Here is an 18217-nt window from a genome sequence, read left to right as displayed (position 1 = left end):
TGGAATCCCAATCTTCAGCTCACCGTGTTCACTTTTGCTTGGAAATTACCGTACTAAAAGGAATTTATGTATTCACACAATAGTCAAGTGACTGCCAATATTGCGGATATTAAAGCTCGTGTAGAGTCTGCAAACTCTCAGGATGAGTTGGTATCGATTATTCAAGATGTAGAAAATCACACAGGCCCTTTGGATTATGACGATACTCCGTATCGTATCTATTGCTGGCTTCATTTATCGATGGTTGTGCTGATGTTGCTAGAGTTCTTTCTTGCTTATCGGCTAGGCAGCATGGGCATCATCTTTTTACCCGTTTCTTGGTTTATCGGGTTTAGCTCTCTCTGGCTTCCAGCGGTATCTCTGTATGTTCTTTGGACTCTACTGGATGATCGTAATATAAGACTGCCGTTACCGGAGGGTTCCAAAAAGCCTTGGGTACGGGGGCTTGTCTCAGTTGGTTTGGGTATAGGGCTTTGGTTCTTGCCTGTGTGGCATTTTTCATATTGGGAGTATTTTTCTACGCTCAGCCGATTTGTCGGTGGGTATGATGCTTCGTTTGGTCTAGGTATTCACGCTCTTGTAGTGGGTGGGTTACTGTGGTTTTGGCTTCGTAAAAGGGCGAAGTGGCGTGATCCTGTTTCTGAACAGATTTTTATTATGGATGCGCTGTTCAATAATCAGCTTAAGCCGGTCAAATGCGATGGTGAGGCAATGGCGAAGCAGCTTGGTGAGGACTTTCGTGAGTTCATTCGAGGTAATGATATTCGACGTATAAAGAATCTGTACGAAGGGAGCTTTGCCGGTAGTGATCACAGCTTTCAATATCAGATGTATTGTTTTCACTATGTCAGAAAAAGAACAGAAACCTATACAGATTCAAAAGGAAATACCCGAACCCGTACAGTGCGAGATCACTACTATCGACATGGCTTCTTGTTGGACTTCCCTTATGCCAAAGGTTTGAGTCTGGACGCTGACAGAAGTATCAAATTTAGTGGTGAGAAATATCGTGGAACCTCAAATGAATTTAATCGTGAGTTCAAAGTCAGAGCTCATGACACTATGAATGCAGCCAGATTATTAACGCCCGCAGTTGAGGAACGCTTAGTGGCATTTGCCAAAGCCTTTAAATCACCGGTCGTGGAAATTACCCCTAATGGGCGGTTGTGTTTGGCGGTGACTGATGATTTGTTGGCGATTAAACGTAAGCACGGCCTTGAAAATCCTAAGGAATTTGCTGAGGAAATTGCAGGTCATACCGAATTACAGAAAGTTCAGGATATGTTGGATTTGATTCACGATCTAATGCGTTTCAGTGATAACAATTTCACCACACCATATAAACCAGTGACAGCTTAAATTGGATGTAAATAGACAAGGAATAAACTATGAATGAATTAGTAATTTTACTAGGGCTTGTGGCGATCATCGTCATTCCAACAATCCTCTTGTATAACGGAATTATTGGTAAACATAACGCTGTTGATCGTGCGTGGGCGTCTGTTTTAACCCAAGAGCGTCAAAAGAATAAAATTATTCCGCAAGTAGAATCTCTGGTTGAACAATACAAGTTGCACGAGTCATCCGTGTTGACGGCGGTAACAGAGCTTCGTAGCGCCATTGCGGAAATGGGGAACGGTGTTGAGCCTGAAAAACTTGCTAAGGCTGAGCAGCGAACCAAAGAACTCATGCAAGGCTTACAAGTTACGGTGGAAGCCTATCCGGATCTAAAAGCCAGTGACGTGTATTTACGGTTGATGGCAGAAATCAGCGAACAGCAGTCTCAAATTGGTGCGGCTATTCGTATTTTTAATGGCAATGTTGAAGACTTCAATAACGCCATTGAGATGTTCCCAGGTTCTTTAGTTAATGGGATGCTATGTCGTAAGCAGAAGATCCAAAGCTTTCAGGATTCAGAAGCCCAGAGTGGTTTTGAATATAAGCCTAACCTTTAGAACATCAGCAGTATTTTATTAGCAGGGAAGGGAATTTTATGTTTGTTGTTTCATTAACCTATAAAGCCGAACTGACGGACGTTGATAAGCTCATCGAAGCGCATGTGGCTTATCTTGATGAGCAGTATGCCAAAGGGCACTTTTTAGCTTCAGGAAGGAAGGTGCCTCGTACGGGTGGAGTGATCTTAGCGAAAGTAAGTAGTCGGGAAGAACTGGATAAGATTTTGGAACAAGACCCTTTTTTCAAAGCCGATGTCGCTGATTATGAAGTCACTGAATTTATTCCGACCAAGACAGCACCGGAGTTTGAATCCCTGAAAGAGGACGCTTAATTCTGAGTTTTTTCAAATAAGGTGCTGTCAAAAATCTCATCATGACGGCCACTTGCCTTTAATTCAGCTAAGCCTCGATTAAATCGTTGAAGTAGCTCCGGAGAGGTTTTCAATGCTTTAGGAAAGAGCAGGTGGCCCGTCGTCTCCATCAGAGGCTTGGGATGATAATCAATCATGTGAATGACATGAGCCTTAAATTCCTTTTGTAAAATACTAAATGCAAGGTGCTTTTCTACCGGGAAAACATCAATCCTTTGGTGTAACAGCTTTGCCAGATTGAGTTTGTCTTTAACCGTCGTTTCAACGTTAAGTTTGCCTGATTTGGCCAGTGCCCAAAACTCTTCTGTGTAGGTATAGCCATCGGTAGCCCCTACATTAAAGCCTTGGAGATCTTCCAGAGTCTCCCAATTCTTAAGCGGTTTGGATTTGTGATAAAAGAAGTGGGTGGCCTCAACACTTAATGGGTCACTGTAATAGAAATCTTTTTTTCGCTCTTCTGAGGTGTACCAATACGCCGTTGCGTCGTATTTTCCTCTGCGCGCCTGATCGTAGTTCCGTTTCCAGGGAAAAAACGTAAATTCGACCGAATAGCCTTCTAATTCGAAACTGTCCCTGATGACCTGGGCAATGAAACCATTATCTTTTAGTGTCTCGCTGATCCAGGGAGGGTATTCACCTGCTGAGATATGTACCAGCTTCGTTTGAGCGGATGATTTTTGTGTCTGTGTCTGTGTCTGTGTCTGTGTCTGTGTCTGTGTCTGTGCTTGAGGAACGCTTGTTCCACCATGAGCGGCTAGCACTTGATAAGACACAGGCGTTGGTTCTGGTTGAAGACTTGATGGCGGAGATCCCAGCACAACAGCAGGAACTCCACCCAAGGTTACCAGAAGAGAACAGAGCACAACCTGAAAACCAACCGGTTTCATTTATTTCACACCATGTGTTTTAAGCAAGGAATCATAGACACCATTGGCTTTGATTTCCTTCAACCCATTATTAAATGCATCAAGAATTTTGTCTTTAAGGCTATTTTTGAGGCCCACGGTTACGTGCAATGTATTACTGCTGAGTGGTGTTGGAGAGAATTCGATCTTATCCAGTAATTGCGGAGCTTGTTTATTTATCAAGGCTCTTGCAACGATTTCATCCTCTAGGGTGAGATCCACACGGCTACTTACCAGTTTTTTAATATTAGTCATCAGGTCTTTTGCTTCAGGTCGTTTAAACCCAGGATGGTTTAAAAACTGATCGCCATATCCATAATCACGAACAACGGCCACATTCTTACCTGCCAGGCTGTCTAAGCCGCCGTATTCAAAGGTATCACCCTTACGCTTAATAAACTTAATTTGATTTTCTAAATATGGATCACTGTAGGCCAGATATTTAGTTCGTTCTTCGGTATACCAAGTACTGACCAGAATATCGTAATCTGCTTCTTTTACGCCTTTAATGGCTCGGGCCCAGGGAACAAAATTCATTTGAACCTCGATGCCTTGAGTTGCAAATGCCGCCCTGACTAATTCAAGGGAAATCCCTTGTTTGGGCTCATCCGGGTCTAAGAAGGGAGGCCAGGGGTCGCCAGCGGCTGAAATGGTTTCAGCACGAGAAATAACGCTAAAGCATAAAATAAATAGCAAACAGAGTAGGTGGGTGATAGAGCGAATCGTACAGAGCTTCATAACAAAACCTCATTTCTCTCAATGTGTGATCTAACTGTAGACCAGATTTGAAAGTTCTCGTGTTTGTTGCGCCGGGATTGTTGGACTGTAATTAATAAAGAGATTAAATGAAGGAACTGGTAACTTACTTTTTCGTTTCGTTGATATACTCTCCCCATCTTTTTATCAGGAAATTAAGGGCTGCGTATGAACCACAATTCCAATGACCCCATGCATGGCATGACGTTGGAGAATATTTTGATTGAGCTTGAAGACCGTTATGGTTGGGATGGCTTAGCCAATCGAATCGATCTTAATTGTTTCAAGAAAGACCCGAGCATTAAATCGAGTTTGAAGTTCTTACGTCGTACACCGTGGGCCAGAGCGAAAGTAGAAGCTTTGTTTTTAGATATGAAACGCGGCCCGTGGGGCGGTGCCAAGAGTAAATTCAGCAGCTAATGTCATTACTATAATCTTTCATATTCTAGAAAAAGCTCTGGAAACCTCCTTTATATAAGGATTAGAATATTCCGCTTTAAAAATATCGTCGAAAGTCTTCGTAAAGAAGATTTCCAGAATTCTTGATCACAGTTAAGTAAGAGTAGATCCGATGGGTAGAGCGTTTCAAAACCGTAAAGAGTCAATGGCTAAAACAGCCGGCATGAAAACGAAACTGTATTCTAAATACGGTAAAGAAATTTACGTGTGTGCTAAGAACGGTGGTATTGACCCGGATGGTAACCTTTCTTTGCGTCGTATGATTGATAAGGCTAAGAAGGATCAGGTTCCTGGTCATGTAATTGATAAGGCGATCGAGAAGGCTAAAGGTGGTTCCGGTGAAGATTACGTAGCCGCGCGTTATGAAGGTTTCGGCCCAGGTAACACTATGGTGATCGTTGATTGCTTAACCGATAACAACAACCGTACCTACGGTGATGTGCGTACTTGCTTCAACAAAGCGAAGTCTAAGATCGGTGCACAAGGCGCTGTATCTCACTTGTTTGATCACGTAGCGGTGTTTGCATTTCAATCTGATGACGAAGAAGCCGTGCTTGAAGCCTTGATGATGGAAGACATTGATGTGTCTGAAATCGAAAACGAAGACGGTATGATCACTGTGATGGTTCCGCCAAATGAATTCCATCAAGCGAAAACAGCACTGGAAAGCAACTTTGAAGGTATTAATTTCGAAATGGATGAAATCACCTTCTTGCCTCAGATGACGACTGAGATTTCTGGTGACGAAAAAGAGATGTTTGAAAAGTTGGTTGATATGCTGAACGATTGTGAAGACGTTCAGAACGTATACCACAATGCTGAGTTCGTATAACCTTTTATAGACCTCTGGCATTCTGATCTTCGTGATCTCCAAAAGCACAGCTAAGGCTGTGCTTTTTTGTGCCTGTTTGTTGTGTTGTCTATATAAATTTATGTTTTATTTAGTAAAACTGGGCGATTGTTAATTGATAGACTAGGATAACTCGTTATATTTAACAGCGCATAATGAATATAAAAAGGATGGAGAAACGAATGAAACTACGTACATTGGCAATGGGAAGTCTTATCGCTCTTTCTGCTGGTACTGCGATAGCAGGTGACAGCTATGTGTGTGTGAATGGTGATGCTGAGCGTAAGATTAGTGTTGTTTACACCCAACCAGGGTTTACTGTGCCTTGTGAAGTTGTCTATGAAAAAGCTTCTGGAATGCAGACGCTATGGCGTGCTGAGAATGAAGAAGGTTACTGTGAAGAGAAAGCCAAGGCTTTTGCTGAGAAACAGGCTTCTTGGGGCTTCGAGTGTAACATGATGTCAGAACAAGCAGCCGCTGCTAATTAACTCTTAATGAGCAGCGATCATTGATCTTTAGTCAGAATGGTTCGGTCTGATGAATTCAGGTCGAACCTTTCGGTCATGTTTCTTTACTTATTATCAGTCGATACAGACTGCATTCAAGCATCTCACGTTTTAACGTTTAGCCAGTTTCAGGGAAGGGGGCTTTCCCGAGGACTGAGACAGCGCCATTAGATATTCTCTGAACTCGCCATTTAGATCCGGATGACGTAAGCCATATTCAATATTGGCTTTCATGTAGCCAATCTTGCTGCCACAGTCGTGGCTTTTTCCGATGATTTGATAGGCTTCTACCGTTTCAATATCCATTAACATCGCGATGGCATCGGTTAATTGAATTTCGTTACCTGCACCAATGGGGGTTTTGCGCAGTAGTGGCCAGATGAATTTGGAGAGAACGTATCGGCCCACCACGGCTTTGTTGGATGGGGCGTCTTCCACTTTAGGTTTTTCGACGATGGAGTGCATCGCAAGGCTTTCTCCAGCCGAAAGCTGTTCGCCAGCAGTATCTACGACACCGTACTTTTGAACCTCATTGATGGGGACTTCTTCAACCATGATTTGGCTGGATCGCGTTTGTTTGAAGCGCTGAATCATAGACGCTAAATTGTCTTCTTTCAGATCGGATGCGGCATTATCAATTAATACGTCTGGTAGAAGGATGGCAACATCATCGTCTCCTACCACGGATTGGGCGCAGAGAATGGCATGCCCCAAGCCTTTGGCTTCATGTTGGCGAACCGAGATGATGGTGACATGATCAGGACAAATGCCTCTGACTTCTTCGAGCAGTTGTCGCTTAACCCGGCGCTCTAACTGGGTTTCCAATTCGAAACTGGTGTCAAAGTGGTTTTCGATGGAGTTTTTACTGGAATGGGTGACCAGTACAATTTCATGAATGCCTGCATCAACGGCTTCCTGAACCACGTATTGAATGAGCGGTTTGTCCACGACGGGCAGCATTTCTTTTGGAATCGCTTTGGTTGCAGGGAGCATTCTTGTCCCTAAGCCGGCAACCGGAATCACAGCTTTCATAGAGTTCGTCCTTTTGTCTATTTTATTTGTTTGAACAGAGCTGATTTAAATAGAGCAGAAAGGGTGCCAACTGTTAGCGTTGCATTCTTGATGCAAGTGAGTAAAGCAGGCAAAGCCATGATGTCATTAGCTTTTTCGGTGGAGACCTTACTGACAGGGTTCATTGTTTAACAAGGAAATGATTTCCTGAGCCGGAACAAGGTTGTTTCTATTTCGAGAATAAGGTCGAGTATGAACTAAAAGAGTGCGTTGCTCTTTTGAAGCTTTCGTTGCCTTAAGTCGGAGCAGCCCATCATTTCGACTTTAAATACCCTCGCCATCGTTTATAATCCCACGCCTTCACTAGCAAACAGATGACTAAAGATTATGACTGAACAAGCCCCTCAGAAATATAACGTGGTTATTCCTAAAGAAGATTACGCAGGTTTGCGTTGGGAAGAGCACAAAATGCCAGCCATTTGTTCGGTAAATAAGTCATTGGTGGATTTCCAGCCAAAAGAAGTGTTCGCTTGGCATTTGGCGATTGTGATTGAAAACAATGATACACAAACAGACGGCCAGCCAACGCCAGAAGAAAAAGCCATAATTGATGGTTTCTGCGCTCAGATTGCCGAGTTGGTGACAGCAGACAAGAACGCAATGGTGTTGGCTAAGTCAGCGTGGAATGGTTGCTGCCAATTCTTCTTCCGTGTGTTTGATCCGGAAGTTGCTGATCAGAAGTTGCAGGATTTGATTAATTCAGAATCTCAGCCGCGTGAATTTCAATATCATATGGAACACGATAAAGATTGGAAATTTGCAGGCCATTATCTTAAGCCGTTTATGAATAAAGAGGCGCTGTAGGAAACAGAGTGAAAACTATTGCGCTTGGTTAAGCGTTGTTAAAATTAAACTCAAAATGCTCATTTAATACACATAAACTGCGCGTTTTCGTTTAATTTTGCCTAGCCTAACCTGCGCTCATAACGTTTTAACACTGTCTCCTGTAGATTAGTTCTTTCGATCTGTCCTGAACCTATTTACCTAAAGAAAAACCGGCGTTAAATACGCCGGTTTTTCTTTGAGTCTTGCTTTTTTCTTAATCGACAACGTTGTTCTTTCGAATCTAGATATTTTCAGTAGATACCGACTTCTTTTTAGTTTTTTTCTTTGGCGCTTTTTGAAATGCTTTTAAAGTCAAAGAGTCTTTCGGATCACTTGCCGCTCTTACGGTCACAGGTACTCCGTTTAACACCGCGTTGCCGCTGAGTTCATCCACCTGACTGTCATCGGTCAGCGCATTTACGCTTTGTCCTGAATGCTGTTCTGCTTTAGTCCAGCGAGAGCCTGTTTTGGTGTGGCCCCAGCCATGAGGAATGCTGACTACCCCAGGCATAATGTGATCAGTCACTTCTAGAGACAATTGGATATTGCCCACTGTCGAGGTGACATCGACCAGTTGTCCGTCCTCCAGGTTCAGGCGTTGAGTATCCTGCGGATTGATCATTACGGTGCAACGGGATTTGCCTTTCACTAATCGATGACTGTTGTGTAACCAGGAGTTATTGCTACGGACATGTCGTCGGCCAATGAGTAGGAGTTTGTCAGTCTGGTCGTATTGGCTTGCTTCTGAGAAGTAGGTTTTTTCAATACGGTGTAAATCCTTCATGAAGAAATCGCGGTTTAATTCAACGCACTTGCTCTTGGTTCTCAGGCTTTTTGGTAATTGAGGTTGAAGAGGTCCTAAATCCACACCGTGCGGGTTGTTCAATAGTTTTTTCAGGGAAAGCCCTTTGAATGGGTTCAGTTTGTTGCCGTAACGTCCGGTTCTTAATAGCAGATCCAATTGACCTCGTACCCCTAAGGCTTCGGTCAGTTTCAGTTGTAGTCGCTGCTTTAACGGTGCTTTTTTTAGTAACCGTTCGGTGAGCGCGCAGTAGATTTCCCAGTCCTGTTTCGCGTGTTTAGGGGCTTTAAACAGGGCTGGTGAGAACTTGGCCACATTGCGAATAGCAAGCATGTTGAACGCCAGATCATAGTGATCCCGTTCCAGAGGACTTACCGGAGGTAGAATGAAGTCTGCGTGTCGGCTGGTTTCTGTGAGGTAAAAATCGACCGAGACCATGAACTCCAGCTCGCCCAGGGCTTTGTCTAGTTGTTCTCCATTCGGTGTAGATAAAATCGGGTTGCCGCCAGCCACTAATAAGGCTTTGATTTGTCCTTCTCCTGGCGTGAGGATTTCTTCTGCAAGAGTGGAGACAGGAAACTCGCTGTTGAAATCAGGCAGGTTTCGAATTCGGGAGCGATTTCGATCAAATCCACCGCGACTGGTGAGGTTCATCAAGTCAATGGCGGGAGAGCTGAACATCAGACCGCCCACCTTATCTACACGGCCTAGCAGCAGGTTAAAGACGGTGATCAAATACTGAGTCAGCGTACCAAACGCTTGCACGGATGTTCCCATGCGACCATAACACACCGGGCGTTTAGCTTCGGTAAACTGGTAGGTTAAGCGACGTATTTCAACGGCATCGATGCCAACAATCGGAGCGACCCGTTCTGGCGAATAATTCAGTACATCTTCCTGAATACCTTCGATTTCATTGGACATCAAAGATGTGGCCTTGGCATCCAGTAAAGAGCTTTCAAAAATCACGTAAAGCATGGCCAGCATCAGCAGGGCGTCAGTACCCGGTTTGATGAAGTAATGCTGGTCAGCCAGTTCTGCGGTTTCGGTTCGCCGAGGGTCTACAACCACGACTTTACCGCCTTTCTTCTGAATGTCTTTGAGGCGGGTTTTGACATCTGCCACGGTCATGAGACTGCCATTTGAGGCAACCGGGTTAGCCCCTAACATTAAGAAGAAGTCGGTGCGGTCTATATCCGGAACTGGGATCTTCAACATATGGCCAAACAGCTTACTGGCCACAATGTGATGGGGGAGTTGATCTACAGATGTTGCTGAATACATGTTCTTGGTATTAAGCGTATGCAACAGATGCCTGCCATATAACATACCACCGGTGTTATGGACGTTCGGATTGCCAAGATAAGTCGCAACGGCGTCTTTACCGTATTGGGCTTGAATGCGTTGAATTCGTGAGACGACTTTGTCGAAGGCTTCGTCCCAACTGATGGTGGTCCAGCCATGTTCGGTTTTTTCAAGAGGTTTGGTCAGGCGTTCAGGGTCTTCATACAAGTCTTGTAAGGCCGTTGCTTTAGGGCATATGTGGCCACGACTGAACGGATCATTCTTATCGCCTTTGATGGAAAGTATTTGTTCCCCATCGGTTTCAATGGCGATACCACACATGGCTTCGCATAAATTACATGTGTGGTAACTCGTTTTACGAGTATCCGTTACACTTCCGTTGTCTGCCTTCATGTTTCCTATCCCTCTTATCGTTCTTATGCTGTTGTAAACGAACCGTTTGTGCGTAATGTGTTTGTTCAACCTGATTACGTTCTGTGTGATGGCCGTTACAACGCTTATTGTTATTCGGTGATTCATTTATTCGTTGTTAGAAAAACCTGATCACTCTTTGCGGCCATGATGAAATCGTTTTTATGTAGACCTGAAATTTTATGAGTCCACCAGAACAGCGTTACCTTTCCCCATTCCGTACGAATTTCCGGATGATGATTATACTCTTCAGCCAGTGCACCGACTGTGTTTGTAAAGGCCAATGCATCGACAAAGTTTTTAAAGGAATAGCTTCGCGTCAGTTGATGAACGTCATCAATGGTTTCGACTGACCAGTCGGGTATCTGTTTCAACAGTTCAGGAAACTCATGTTCATCTACCAAGGGGGCTCCCACTTGGCAGGCTTCACAGGTTTGCTGATGAAGTGCTTCATCAGACATGGTGTTCTCCTTTAGCGATCCCATAAATAAGTAGATTCAGTTTAGACATATTTCCGTCAAGGAGAGGGGAATTATTGGATACGTTTAGGGGCAATTTCGACATTAACGTCTCCCATACTTAACCACATCTGATCATCCTGAATCGTTGCTTGTAGTTCATTACTGCGTTCGAGTGATTGTGCCAATTCGGCAACTGGGGCTTCCGCGATTGAGTAGATGGAAAGATTGGAAGGGTTACCCAGGGTTTTCGACAGACTAAGCCACCATTTTTCAAAGTTAGGGGAGTCCATATCGTAGACGATCACCTGACGGCTTTGCTTGATGACTTTACGAAGTCGCTTTTCGTCCGGTTGCCCCAGTTCAATCCAAAGTTCGATATCACCTTGATCCGATTTGAGCCATAACTCCGGTTCCTCTTTGGTACTGAGTCCTTTTGTGAACGTCAGGTTGGGGTGAGCGTTCAACACAAAGGCAATCAGCCGGGTCAGCATGCGTTGGTCTGTCTCAGAAGGGTGTCTTGCGATGACCAGGTCGTGTTGTCCATAGTAATGTCGATCCAGATCTGAGATCTGAACATTTGCTTTGAAAATTGTCGCTTTTAACGCCATGTAGTTTGTTCCTGATTACATCGTGATTGTGTTTCTAGTATCACTTTTAGTTAACCATACTTTTACCGATTTTTTTGGATAAGTGGTCATTAATATTCCACTGAGTTGGCCGATTACCTGTTATGGAGGTTTACGTTTATTGGCTTGGCCGCCAATAAACACCAATGGCTGGAGGTTACTATGAGAATACTTGCATCTGATGTCCAGATGGAGACGATGTCTCGTCGTTCAGAGTTAAGTGAAGTAACGCGAGAACAGATTAATACAAGCGAGCGTACTACTTCTACGGATGGCGCTGCATTAACAGGAACAGGCACAAGAACAGGTCGGGTTATTGGCATCTCCCAAGATACTCGAGTGGAATACGACCAAACCTATAAACAGTACAGCTATCGCAATAGCGATGTCTATTCATTCAATGAACTCATGCATGCGGGGGCAATGGCTGAAGCTACCACAAGCTTCACTGATACGTCCTTTATCGAGCAAACCCTGTCAGTGGTTTTTTCCGGGCAACGCGCTGCTCGATTCCTGATTCAACCGAATACCCAGAACATTCAAGGCATGTCAGGCGTTGATCGATCGATCAATGTTAGTTCAACCGACGGTGGCCCGGTGAATGTGAATGGCGTTTCTGTGACGCCCAGAAACGATCAAAGCAGCTTTGGTGAGTTTGGGCCGTCTGGCAGTCGTGTTCTCACCGGGAACAGCATTCCGGTATCAGGCACCGGGTTAATGCAAATCAAGCAATACACTCAGTCCCAGATTGATCAGACGCAGTTATTTAATGGGCATGGTACGGTGACGACCGCTGATGGACGGGTCATTAATTTTGGTTTGTATTTGGCGATGGATCGTCAGGAACGTGTTGCTACCCAGTCGGAACTCCTGGTGCAATCCCGACCGATGACTGATCCGTTGGTGATTAATTTTGGGGCAGAGACTGCTCGGCTTGAGGATCGGTTCTTTGATTTCGACATTGATGGGGACGGTGTCTCAGAACAGATAGGAACCCTAGCGAAAGGCAGCGGATATCTGGTGTTTGATCGTAATCATAACGGTAAAGTGGATGATGGCACTGAGCTTTTTGGCTCTCAGTCCGGCAGTGGGTTTGGCGAGCTGGCGCAGTACGATTCTGATGGCAATTTATGGCTTGATGAAGGTGATCCTATTTTTCATGAGCTACAAGTCTGGGTAACGTCTGAAACCGGTGAAGAGTCGTTAATGAGCCTGTCTGAGGTGGGCGTGGGTGCCATCTATCTTGGTTCGGCTGACGCGGATTTTGATTTGGTCAGTCCGGAAGGGCTTGCTCTCGGTCGAGTGAAAACGAATGGCGTGTATCTGACGGAAGAGGGTGAAGTTCGATCTGTGCAGGAAATTGATCTTGCGAATCAATCCCAACCTCAATCAGAAACTCCGGTAGTAATGACCACCGCAGCGATGGAGGATCAGGTTGAGCAAGCCCGGTTGATGATTCCTGGGCAAACGGAAGACGAGTCCGATTCTGAATCTACTAAAGTTGTGATTCCTGACATGTCGATGGCAATTCAGCGGTTGGAACAGCTCAGAGATGATCAGAAGGCGTTTGCGTTGTCCTTTAAAGACGATGATAACCCTTCGGTATTATCTCGTCTGGTTGAAGCATTAGAGGAAACTCTGAAGCTAAACCGGGAGAAATTAAATCAGGAGAAACTAGACCTGTAGAGAAAAGCCTGAACAATTAGTGCTGCTGTATTTGAAAATCATTTGCAAGTAGAATGGGCGAAATCCTGTCTAAACGGATAGATCTGTTCACTTGCAATTTGAGGTCACGATGACATCTGAGGTCATGATTCAATCTAAATTTACTAAGCGTTTTTCTAAGGCATTGATGTCTTTGACGCTTCTTTCTTCATTATTTTCTTCGACTGTTCATGCTCACTTTCAGGAAATCATCCCAAGCTCGGATATTGTTGAGTCTGCTGAGCAGCGATCTTTGACACTGGATCTCACCTTTACCCATCCGATGGAACTGGGGCCTGTCATGGATATGGCACAGCCCAAAGTACTGGATGTCATTACGCCTGAAGGTCGAGCAAGTCTGTTGGGTAACTTATCTCTGAGTTCTCAATCGGGGGAAGCGAAACGCTATCAGGCAAGCTACCAGATTAAGAAGCCGGGTGATCACATTTTTTATATAGAACCTGCGCCTTATTGGGAGCCTTCAGAAGGTGTGATGATCGTGCACCACACCAAAGTGGTGGTGGATGCATTAAATGGTAAAGCCAATTGGGATGCGCTGGTTGGCGCACCGGTGGAAATAGAACCTTTGACGCGTCCGTATGGTTTATGGACAGGTAATCTTTTTCAAGGGATTGTAAAAAAACACGGTAAGCCTGTGCCATTTGCAGAAGTCGAAGTAGAATGGCGAAACGATGGCTCGGTAACCGTTCCTTTCGAAAGTTACATCACTCAAGTTTTCAAGGCAGACGCCAATGGTGTGTTTAGCTATGTAATGCCCAAAGCCGGTTGGTGGGGATTTGCGGCCTTGGTGGAAGCAGATGAGAAAATGAAAAACCCTGAAGGCAATCTGGTGCCAGTGGAAGAGGGTGGATTAATCTGGGTTCGCACCCGAGACATGAAATAACATATTCACACGATCTTTGAGACGCACGTTCAGACAGAGAGTGCGTCTTATGACACGCGATGTTAATGGCAATATACGTCGTTTGTCGTGTAAGAAAAAGCAGTACAGGACGAAATTTTGGCTCATATCCCCGACGGAATATTATCAATGCCGGTGTTGATTACCGGCGCCATTGCATCCACTGGTTTGTTGGCCATTGCCATTAAGAAACTGGATCACGATAAGATTCCTCCGGCGGCGGTATTGGCGGCTGCATTTTTTGTTTCATCATTAGTAAGCGTGCCGGCGGGGCCGAGCAGTGTTCACCTGATCCTGAATGGGGTAATGGGGATTTTGCTGGGTTGGACGGCTTTGCCAGCGATTCTTGTTGCACTATTGATGCAAAGCTTATTCTTTGGGCATGGCGGGCTTCTTACCTTAGGTGTGAATACCTTCAATATTGCCTTGCCTGCGTTGCTGGTAGGTTGGTTTTTTCGGCCCAGAATTGTTAACGCTACGCCCAAACAGATTGGTATCATGGGAAGCGTTGCGGGCGGCTTGTCTGTTTTGATGACGGCGATACTTATTTATTTGAGCCTGACGGTGACTGGTCAAGAATATCAAGTCTCAGGTAAGATCATCGCTGTGACCTACCTTCCGCTGATGATCGTGGAAGCATTGATCTCCGGTGTTATTTTGTCATTTCTCATGAAAGTATCTCCCGACTTGCTTAAATCCTAGGGATTCTGGGTGTCGGTTCTTAGAACATTAGGATAGAAATTCATGCTTTTCAGCACTAAACATGTAATCGGTACTCATGTGATAAGAACACATTCATTACTACGCTTCGTTACACTCGTCTTTGCCCTGTGTTTTTCTTCCCTTAGTTTTTCTCATGCTCTTAAAGTGTTTGCCTACTTTGAGGGTAATGTCATTAAAGGGTCCGTGTACTTTGTTGGCGGTGCACCAGCAAAAGAAGCCAATGTTCGCTTGTTAACTCGTGACGGACAGGTATTGGGTGCTGTAGTTACTGATCAAAATGGGGAGTTCAAAACTCCGCCGGTAATGGACACTTTTGTTCAAGTTGAAGCGGATTCGCGAGATGGCCACATTGGTGTGTGGGAGGTGACTAATCCTAAGCCTAAAGCTGGCAATATGTCTTCTGGAACTATGTCTTCTGGAACTATGTCTTCTGAAACCGAGTCTTCAAAGGCCATGTCTTCCAAACCCTCCTCTATAAAAACAATGCCTGACGGGATGGCACTAAACGGTCAGGACGCAGCTTCATCGGCCTTAACTGCAGAAGCGCTTGAGGTGATGATAGAACGCGCGGTTGCTGCTCAAGTTGCGCCCCTGCGTGAAGAATTGCATCGCTATCAAAACAGCGCGCGGTTGAGTGATATTTTAGGTGGGTTGGGTGTTATCTTTGGTTTGGCTGGTGGCGCTTTGTGGTTGAAATCTCGCAAACCGAACGAATCGAATGAGTGAGCTAACCTCTTTAGCCACTGCTACAAAAGCCAAGTGGTTGGAAGCGCTTGATCCCAGAGGCCGTCTGATCGCAACCTTGGTGTTTGCCATTGCAGTGGTTGCCATTGAGCCTTTGTTTCTGTTGATGCTTGCTTGTGGCTTTTCGCTAAGCTTGATGGTGGCTTCGAAATTGCCTTTCGACCGATTGATGAGTCGACTGATACCTTTTGAATGTTTCATGCTGGTATTGGTTTTATTTATTCCGTTTACCGTAACAGGAACTTCGGCAGGTGAGTTGTTTGGATTGCTGCCCGTATCGGAAAACGGGATTGAACGCGCGATTCAGGTGTTCTTGCGTGCTAATGCCATTTTATTGTGTTCTTTAACGCTGTTGGCTTCCATGCTTCCCGAAACCACTGGTCATGCTTTAGCTCGCTTGAAGGTGCCTCATAAGTTGGTGCACCTGTATTTGATGACCGTTCGATATGTCTCTGTACTTGGGCAGGAATACCAACGCTTGAGAACAGCAATGCGAGCAAGAGCCTTCGCGCCTGGCAGTAACATGCATACCTGGCGGAGTTACGGTTGGTTGATTGGAATGTTGCTGGTGCGAAGTCTGGAACGGTCAGAACGTGTCTTGCAAGCGATGAAATGCCGTGGTTATCAAGGCCGTTATTTAATCGCCGATGAATCCGAGTGGCGCGTTAAAGATACTGTGTTTTTAGTGATGGTAACGGGGTTCTCTGTCACGTTAGTTGTGCTTCATCTAATAGTCGTTAATTCGTTGGAATCCGTTTTATGAATCAAACCCTCTTTGCGTTAGACCGAGTCTCTTTTCAACGAGGGGCGAAGGTTATCTTTTCTGACGTGACGATGACGCTAGAGCGCGGTGATCGGTTGGCGTTGTTGGGGAGTAATGGCACAGGCAAAACCACCTTGTTGCAGATGATGGTTGGCCTTAATAAACCCTTTACAGGCAATCTCATTGCATTTGATCAGGAACGGGTCTCCGAATCGGATTTCAGAACGGTTCGACAAAAAGTCGGTCTTTTGTTTCAGGATTCTGACGATCAACTGTTTTGCCCAACCGTGTTAGAAGACGTTGCGTTTGGACCGCTGAATTTGGGGAAGTCTGATGCTGAAGCTCGTGATATTGCGTTGTCGACATTAGCGGATCTTGGGTTATCTGACTTGAGTGATTGCATAACCCATCGTTTGTCAGGCGGTCAGAAACGTTTGGTGGCGTTGGCGACTGTTTTGGCTATGTCGCCCGAAGTGCTTTTATTGGATGAGCCAACGAATGCACTGGACGATGACTCGAAAGAGCGTTTACTGAGTTTACTGGCGTCTTTGGATATGACCATGATAATCGTTTCGCACGACCAAACAGTGATTGAGCGTTTGGCAAATAGGGCGATGATCATGAGAGAGGGGTCATTGGTTGATGCGGTAATGCATCGACATCCTCATCAGCACAGTCATTCGCATCTTCATATTCATGCGAAAAGCGACTTGTCTCATCATGACCCCGAGACACATACCGATCATCATTTGGCTGATTAGCCAGCGTAACGCCGCTGTTGATGCAGGTCGGAGATGTGAATCAGAGAAAAGGGTTTAATAGCTGGGTAAATAAGCCCGTCATTTTTAACGGCGCATCCAGAACAGCAAAACAAATGCAGTCCTTGTCTTTATGCGCGTAGGGCCGGTGTAATGTGTCGGTGTTTGCGACCACGAAATCACCCGGGTAATAACTCCCTAGAATGTCTGAAAAAGCGCCATCCAACACCAAGGTAAATTCATTTCCCTTGTGAGTGTGTTCTGCGATTTCTTTACCCGCCGATATTTTGAATAACTTTGCAGTGTATGTGTCATTGGAAAATGGCAGGGTGATTTCCTGGATGCTAGGAATTAAGCCTTTCCAGTTCAGTTGGTTCAGATCGTTATCGATAAACCGCCAGAGAGGACGGGGGACACGAGAATCCGGGTTTGTCTCTACCTTGTGATCCGGCTTAACCGTGTCATTCAGCCGATTGAGAAGAGCGGTGCGAGTTGTATTTGAAACGGCAACAGGTTCCGCCAATTCGAGGATGTCCCCGCCGAGCTGTTCGAAACTATGCGCTTTTGCCTGACAGACTTTACAGCGATCCACATGACACGCTACCAGAATGCCAAGCGCATTGGTAAGATGCCCTGCTGTGAAGGTCATTAAAAGTTCGTCATTAGGATGATAATTAGCCATGTCATCTGCTCTTGTACTAGCGCGTCTAATTTTTTCATTGCCAGGCGCAGTCTGGATTTAATCGTACCCAACGGGAGATCTAACTCATTCGAGATCTCAGAGTGGGTTTTTCCTTCGAAATACACCATATAAACAATTTGACGTTGTTCATCTGGTAGAGCGGTAATAAGGGTACGAACGATTTGTCCGTTCAGATCTCTTTCAACATCGGTTTCCAGATCAACGGTTGTAGGTTCGGGGTAGAGATCCTCTGACAGTACTTGCTCATATTTTCCCTTCCTGGCCATATCGATCCGCTTGTTTCGGACAATGGTGAAAAGCCAAGTGGTTGCAGAGGCTGTTTGGGGGTTGAACTGATGGGCTTTCCGCCAAACGGTCAGAAGGCTTTCCTGAACGATTTCTTCGGCCTCAACATCGCTTGCGCCGCAACGCATGGCGTAGGCTTTTAATCGTGAGGCAATGGTATCGAAGAGTTCTAAGAACGCTTGTCTGTCTTGATGCTGAGCAATTCTCAGGATCAATTCGTTAAGCTGTGTCGGGTCTTTTTGATCCGTAGTTGTCACTTCCAGCCCTTACCTTCCTGTCCTGATATGGGTACTAAGACCATCACTAACCTAG

21 protein-coding genes are annotated in these 18217 nt (G+C 45.2%); 13 read left to right on the top strand and 8 right to left on the bottom strand.

The genetic code is table 11. The features are described 5' to 3' along the window. Positions 1-66 precede the first annotated feature (66 nt). From QQL66_RS06590 to QQL66_RS06580, 3 genes are read left to right on the top strand one after another with little or no spacing between them, the layout of a single operon-like run. The gene (locus QQL66_RS06590; protein ID WP_284380200.1) at positions 67-1359 is read left to right on the top strand and encodes a DUF3137 domain-containing protein; all 1293 of its coding nucleotides are present in this window, start codon (positions 67-69) and stop codon (positions 1357-1359) included. Positions 1360-1388: 29 nt separating this feature from the next. Further along, positions 1389-1955 (top strand): LemA family protein, encoded by a 567-nt coding sequence (locus QQL66_RS06585; protein WP_284380198.1) that lies wholly within the window; start codon positions 1389-1391, stop codon positions 1953-1955. 38 nt (positions 1956-1993) lie between these two features. Beyond that, complete coding sequence (locus tag QQL66_RS06580; protein WP_284380197.1) at positions 1994-2287, top strand: YciI family protein; 294 nt, start codon at positions 1994-1996, stop codon at positions 2285-2287. Here QQL66_RS06580 and QQL66_RS06575 read toward each other — a convergent pair. Both QQL66_RS06575 and QQL66_RS06570 read right to left on the bottom strand, forming a co-directional pair. Further along, positions 2284-3213 carry a substrate-binding periplasmic protein gene (locus QQL66_RS06575; RefSeq protein ID WP_284380194.1) on the bottom strand — a complete coding sequence of 310 codons (930 nt, stop codon included), beginning with the start codon at positions 3211-3213 and terminating at the stop codon, positions 2284-2286. The genes QQL66_RS06580 and QQL66_RS06575 overlap by 4 nt on opposite strands. Beyond that, positions 3214-3969, bottom strand: a complete 756-nt coding sequence (locus QQL66_RS06570) for a transporter substrate-binding domain-containing protein (RefSeq protein WP_284380192.1) — start codon at positions 3967-3969, stop codon at positions 3214-3216. Positions 3970-4155: 186 nt separating this feature from the next. On the opposite strand from QQL66_RS06570, the gene QQL66_RS06565 reads away from it, so the two are divergent. The 3 genes from QQL66_RS06565 (at position 4156) to QQL66_RS06555 (ending at position 5784) form a co-directional block, all read left to right on the top strand. Next, positions 4156-4407, top strand: a complete 252-nt coding sequence (locus QQL66_RS06565; protein ID WP_284380189.1) for a VF530 family protein — start codon at positions 4156-4158, stop codon at positions 4405-4407. Between the two features lie 151 nt (positions 4408-4558). Beyond that, complete coding sequence (locus QQL66_RS06560; RefSeq protein ID WP_284380187.1) at positions 4559-5278, top strand: YebC/PmpR family DNA-binding transcriptional regulator; 720 nt, start codon at positions 4559-4561, stop codon at positions 5276-5278. 200 nt (positions 5279-5478) lie between these two features. Then, on the top strand, positions 5479-5784 hold the full coding sequence (locus QQL66_RS06555) for a hypothetical protein (protein ID WP_284380184.1): 306 nt from the start codon (positions 5479-5481) through the stop codon (positions 5782-5784). Between the two features lie 129 nt (positions 5785-5913). Here the strand turns inward: QQL66_RS06555 and galU are convergent, their stop codons facing one another. Continuing rightward, a complete protein-coding gene (galU, locus tag QQL66_RS06550; protein ID WP_284380181.1) occupies positions 5914-6834 on the bottom strand; it encodes a UTP--glucose-1-phosphate uridylyltransferase GalU in 921 nt (306 codons plus the stop codon). A gap of 366 nt (positions 6835-7200) precedes the next feature. Between galU and QQL66_RS06545 the strand changes: the two genes are divergently transcribed. Then, positions 7201-7677, top strand: a complete 477-nt coding sequence (locus tag QQL66_RS06545; RefSeq protein WP_284380179.1) for a DUF695 domain-containing protein — start codon at positions 7201-7203, stop codon at positions 7675-7677. Positions 7678-7939: 262 nt separating this feature from the next. Here the strand turns inward: QQL66_RS06545 and QQL66_RS06540 are convergent, their stop codons facing one another. The 3 genes from QQL66_RS06540 to QQL66_RS06530 form a co-directional block, all read right to left on the bottom strand. Beyond that, positions 7940-10198: a molybdopterin oxidoreductase family protein gene (locus tag QQL66_RS06540; RefSeq protein WP_284380178.1), complete on the bottom strand. Its 2259-nt coding sequence runs from the start codon at positions 10196-10198 to the stop codon at positions 7940-7942. Between the two features lie 122 nt (positions 10199-10320). Further along, a complete protein-coding gene (locus QQL66_RS06535) occupies positions 10321-10677 on the bottom strand; it encodes a 4a-hydroxytetrahydrobiopterin dehydratase (protein ID WP_284380176.1) in 357 nt (118 codons plus the stop codon). 71 nt (positions 10678-10748) lie between these two features. Beyond that, entirely contained in the window at positions 10749-11285 is a 537-nt protein-coding gene (locus QQL66_RS06530) for a YaeQ family protein (RefSeq protein WP_284380174.1), read from the bottom strand. Between the two features lie 180 nt (positions 11286-11465). Here QQL66_RS06530 and QQL66_RS06525 point away from each other — a divergent pair, with 180 nt between their 5' ends. The 6 genes from QQL66_RS06525 to QQL66_RS06500 all read left to right on the top strand — a co-directional run bounded on the left by QQL66_RS06525 (position 11466) and on the right by QQL66_RS06500 (position 16920). Continuing rightward, positions 11466-12989, top strand: a complete 1524-nt coding sequence (locus QQL66_RS06525; protein WP_284380172.1) for a hypothetical protein — start codon at positions 11466-11468, stop codon at positions 12987-12989. A gap of 109 nt (positions 12990-13098) precedes the next feature. Next, on the top strand, positions 13099-13911 hold the full coding sequence (locus QQL66_RS06520) for a DUF4198 domain-containing protein (protein ID WP_284380171.1): 813 nt from the start codon (positions 13099-13101) through the stop codon (positions 13909-13911). Positions 13912-14028: 117 nt separating this feature from the next. After that, on the top strand, positions 14029-14631 hold the full coding sequence (gene cbiM / locus QQL66_RS06515) for a cobalt transporter CbiM (protein ID WP_284380169.1): 603 nt from the start codon (positions 14029-14031) through the stop codon (positions 14629-14631). A 42-nt stretch (positions 14632-14673) separates the two neighbouring features. Continuing rightward, positions 14674-15378 carry a hypothetical protein gene (locus tag QQL66_RS06510; RefSeq protein ID WP_284380168.1) on the top strand — a complete coding sequence of 235 codons (705 nt, stop codon included), beginning with the start codon at positions 14674-14676 and terminating at the stop codon, positions 15376-15378. Next, positions 15371-16159, top strand: a complete 789-nt coding sequence (gene cbiQ / locus QQL66_RS06505) for a cobalt ECF transporter T component CbiQ (protein WP_284380165.1) — start codon at positions 15371-15373, stop codon at positions 16157-16159. The genes QQL66_RS06510 and cbiQ overlap by 8 nt, the downstream gene beginning before the upstream one ends. Then, positions 16156-16920 (top strand): energy-coupling factor ABC transporter ATP-binding protein, encoded by a 765-nt coding sequence (locus QQL66_RS06500; protein WP_284380163.1) that lies wholly within the window; start codon positions 16156-16158, stop codon positions 16918-16920. The genes cbiQ and QQL66_RS06500 overlap by 4 nt, the downstream gene beginning before the upstream one ends. Positions 16921-16960: 40 nt before the next feature. Here the strand turns inward: QQL66_RS06500 and QQL66_RS06495 are convergent, their stop codons facing one another. Together QQL66_RS06495 and QQL66_RS06490 are read right to left on the bottom strand one after the other, a co-directional pair. Beyond that, positions 16961-17599: a ChrR family anti-sigma-E factor gene (locus QQL66_RS06495; RefSeq protein WP_284380161.1), complete on the bottom strand. Its 639-nt coding sequence runs from the start codon at positions 17597-17599 to the stop codon at positions 16961-16963. After that, positions 17566-18162 (bottom strand): sigma-70 family RNA polymerase sigma factor, encoded by a 597-nt coding sequence (locus QQL66_RS06490; RefSeq protein ID WP_284380157.1) that lies wholly within the window; start codon positions 18160-18162, stop codon positions 17566-17568. Before QQL66_RS06490 ends, QQL66_RS06495 begins: the two co-directional genes overlap by 34 nt. Positions 18163-18217: the final 55 nt, after the last annotated feature.

Source organism: Litoribrevibacter albus (assembly GCF_030159995.1).
GTDB classification, from domain to species: Bacteria; Pseudomonadota; Gammaproteobacteria; order Pseudomonadales; family Litoribrevibacteraceae; genus Litoribrevibacter; species Litoribrevibacter albus.
Note: the sequence above shows the minus strand (reverse complement) of the source record. Positions and strands in the feature narration are given on the sequence as shown.

Excerpts from the sequence above, each read along its gene's own strand:
- QQL66_RS06590 (WP_284380200.1), top strand. The coding sequence starts at position 67 with ATGTATTCACACAATAGTCAAGTGACTGCCAATATTGCGGATATTAAA.
- QQL66_RS06585 (WP_284380198.1), top strand. The coding sequence starts at position 1,389 with ATGAATGAATTAGTAATTTTACTAGGGCTTGTGGCGATCATCGTCATT.
- QQL66_RS06580 (WP_284380197.1), top strand. The coding sequence starts at position 1,994 with ATGTTTGTTGTTTCATTAACCTATAAAGCCGAACTGACGGACGTTGAT.
- QQL66_RS06575 (WP_284380194.1), bottom strand. The coding sequence starts at position 3,213 with ATGAAACCGGTTGGTTTTCAGGTTGTGCTCTGTTCTCTTCTGGTAACC.
- QQL66_RS06570 (WP_284380192.1), bottom strand. The coding sequence starts at position 3,969 with ATGAAGCTCTGTACGATTCGCTCTATCACCCACCTACTCTGTTTGCTA.
- QQL66_RS06565 (WP_284380189.1), top strand. The coding sequence starts at position 4,156 with ATGAACCACAATTCCAATGACCCCATGCATGGCATGACGTTGGAGAAT.
- QQL66_RS06560 (WP_284380187.1), top strand. The coding sequence starts at position 4,559 with ATGGGTAGAGCGTTTCAAAACCGTAAAGAGTCAATGGCTAAAACAGCC.
- QQL66_RS06555 (WP_284380184.1), top strand. The coding sequence starts at position 5,479 with ATGAAACTACGTACATTGGCAATGGGAAGTCTTATCGCTCTTTCTGCT.
- galU (WP_284380181.1), bottom strand. The coding sequence starts at position 6,834 with ATGAAAGCTGTGATTCCGGTTGCCGGCTTAGGGACAAGAATGCTCCCT.
- QQL66_RS06545 (WP_284380179.1), top strand. The coding sequence starts at position 7,201 with ATGACTGAACAAGCCCCTCAGAAATATAACGTGGTTATTCCTAAAGAA.
- QQL66_RS06540 (WP_284380178.1), bottom strand. The coding sequence starts at position 10,198 with ATGAAGGCAGACAACGGAAGTGTAACGGATACTCGTAAAACGAGTTAC.
- QQL66_RS06535 (WP_284380176.1), bottom strand. The coding sequence starts at position 10,677 with ATGTCTGATGAAGCACTTCATCAGCAAACCTGTGAAGCCTGCCAAGTG.
- QQL66_RS06530 (WP_284380174.1), bottom strand. The coding sequence starts at position 11,285 with ATGGCGTTAAAAGCGACAATTTTCAAAGCAAATGTTCAGATCTCAGAT.
- QQL66_RS06525 (WP_284380172.1), top strand. The coding sequence starts at position 11,466 with ATGAGAATACTTGCATCTGATGTCCAGATGGAGACGATGTCTCGTCGT.
- QQL66_RS06520 (WP_284380171.1), top strand. The coding sequence starts at position 13,099 with ATGACATCTGAGGTCATGATTCAATCTAAATTTACTAAGCGTTTTTCT.
- QQL66_RS06510 (WP_284380168.1), top strand. The coding sequence starts at position 14,674 with ATGCTTTTCAGCACTAAACATGTAATCGGTACTCATGTGATAAGAACA.
- cbiQ (WP_284380165.1), top strand. The coding sequence starts at position 15,371 with ATGAGTGAGCTAACCTCTTTAGCCACTGCTACAAAAGCCAAGTGGTTG.
- QQL66_RS06500 (WP_284380163.1), top strand. The coding sequence starts at position 16,156 with ATGAATCAAACCCTCTTTGCGTTAGACCGAGTCTCTTTTCAACGAGGG.
- QQL66_RS06495 (WP_284380161.1), bottom strand. The coding sequence starts at position 17,599 with ATGGCTAATTATCATCCTAATGACGAACTTTTAATGACCTTCACAGCA.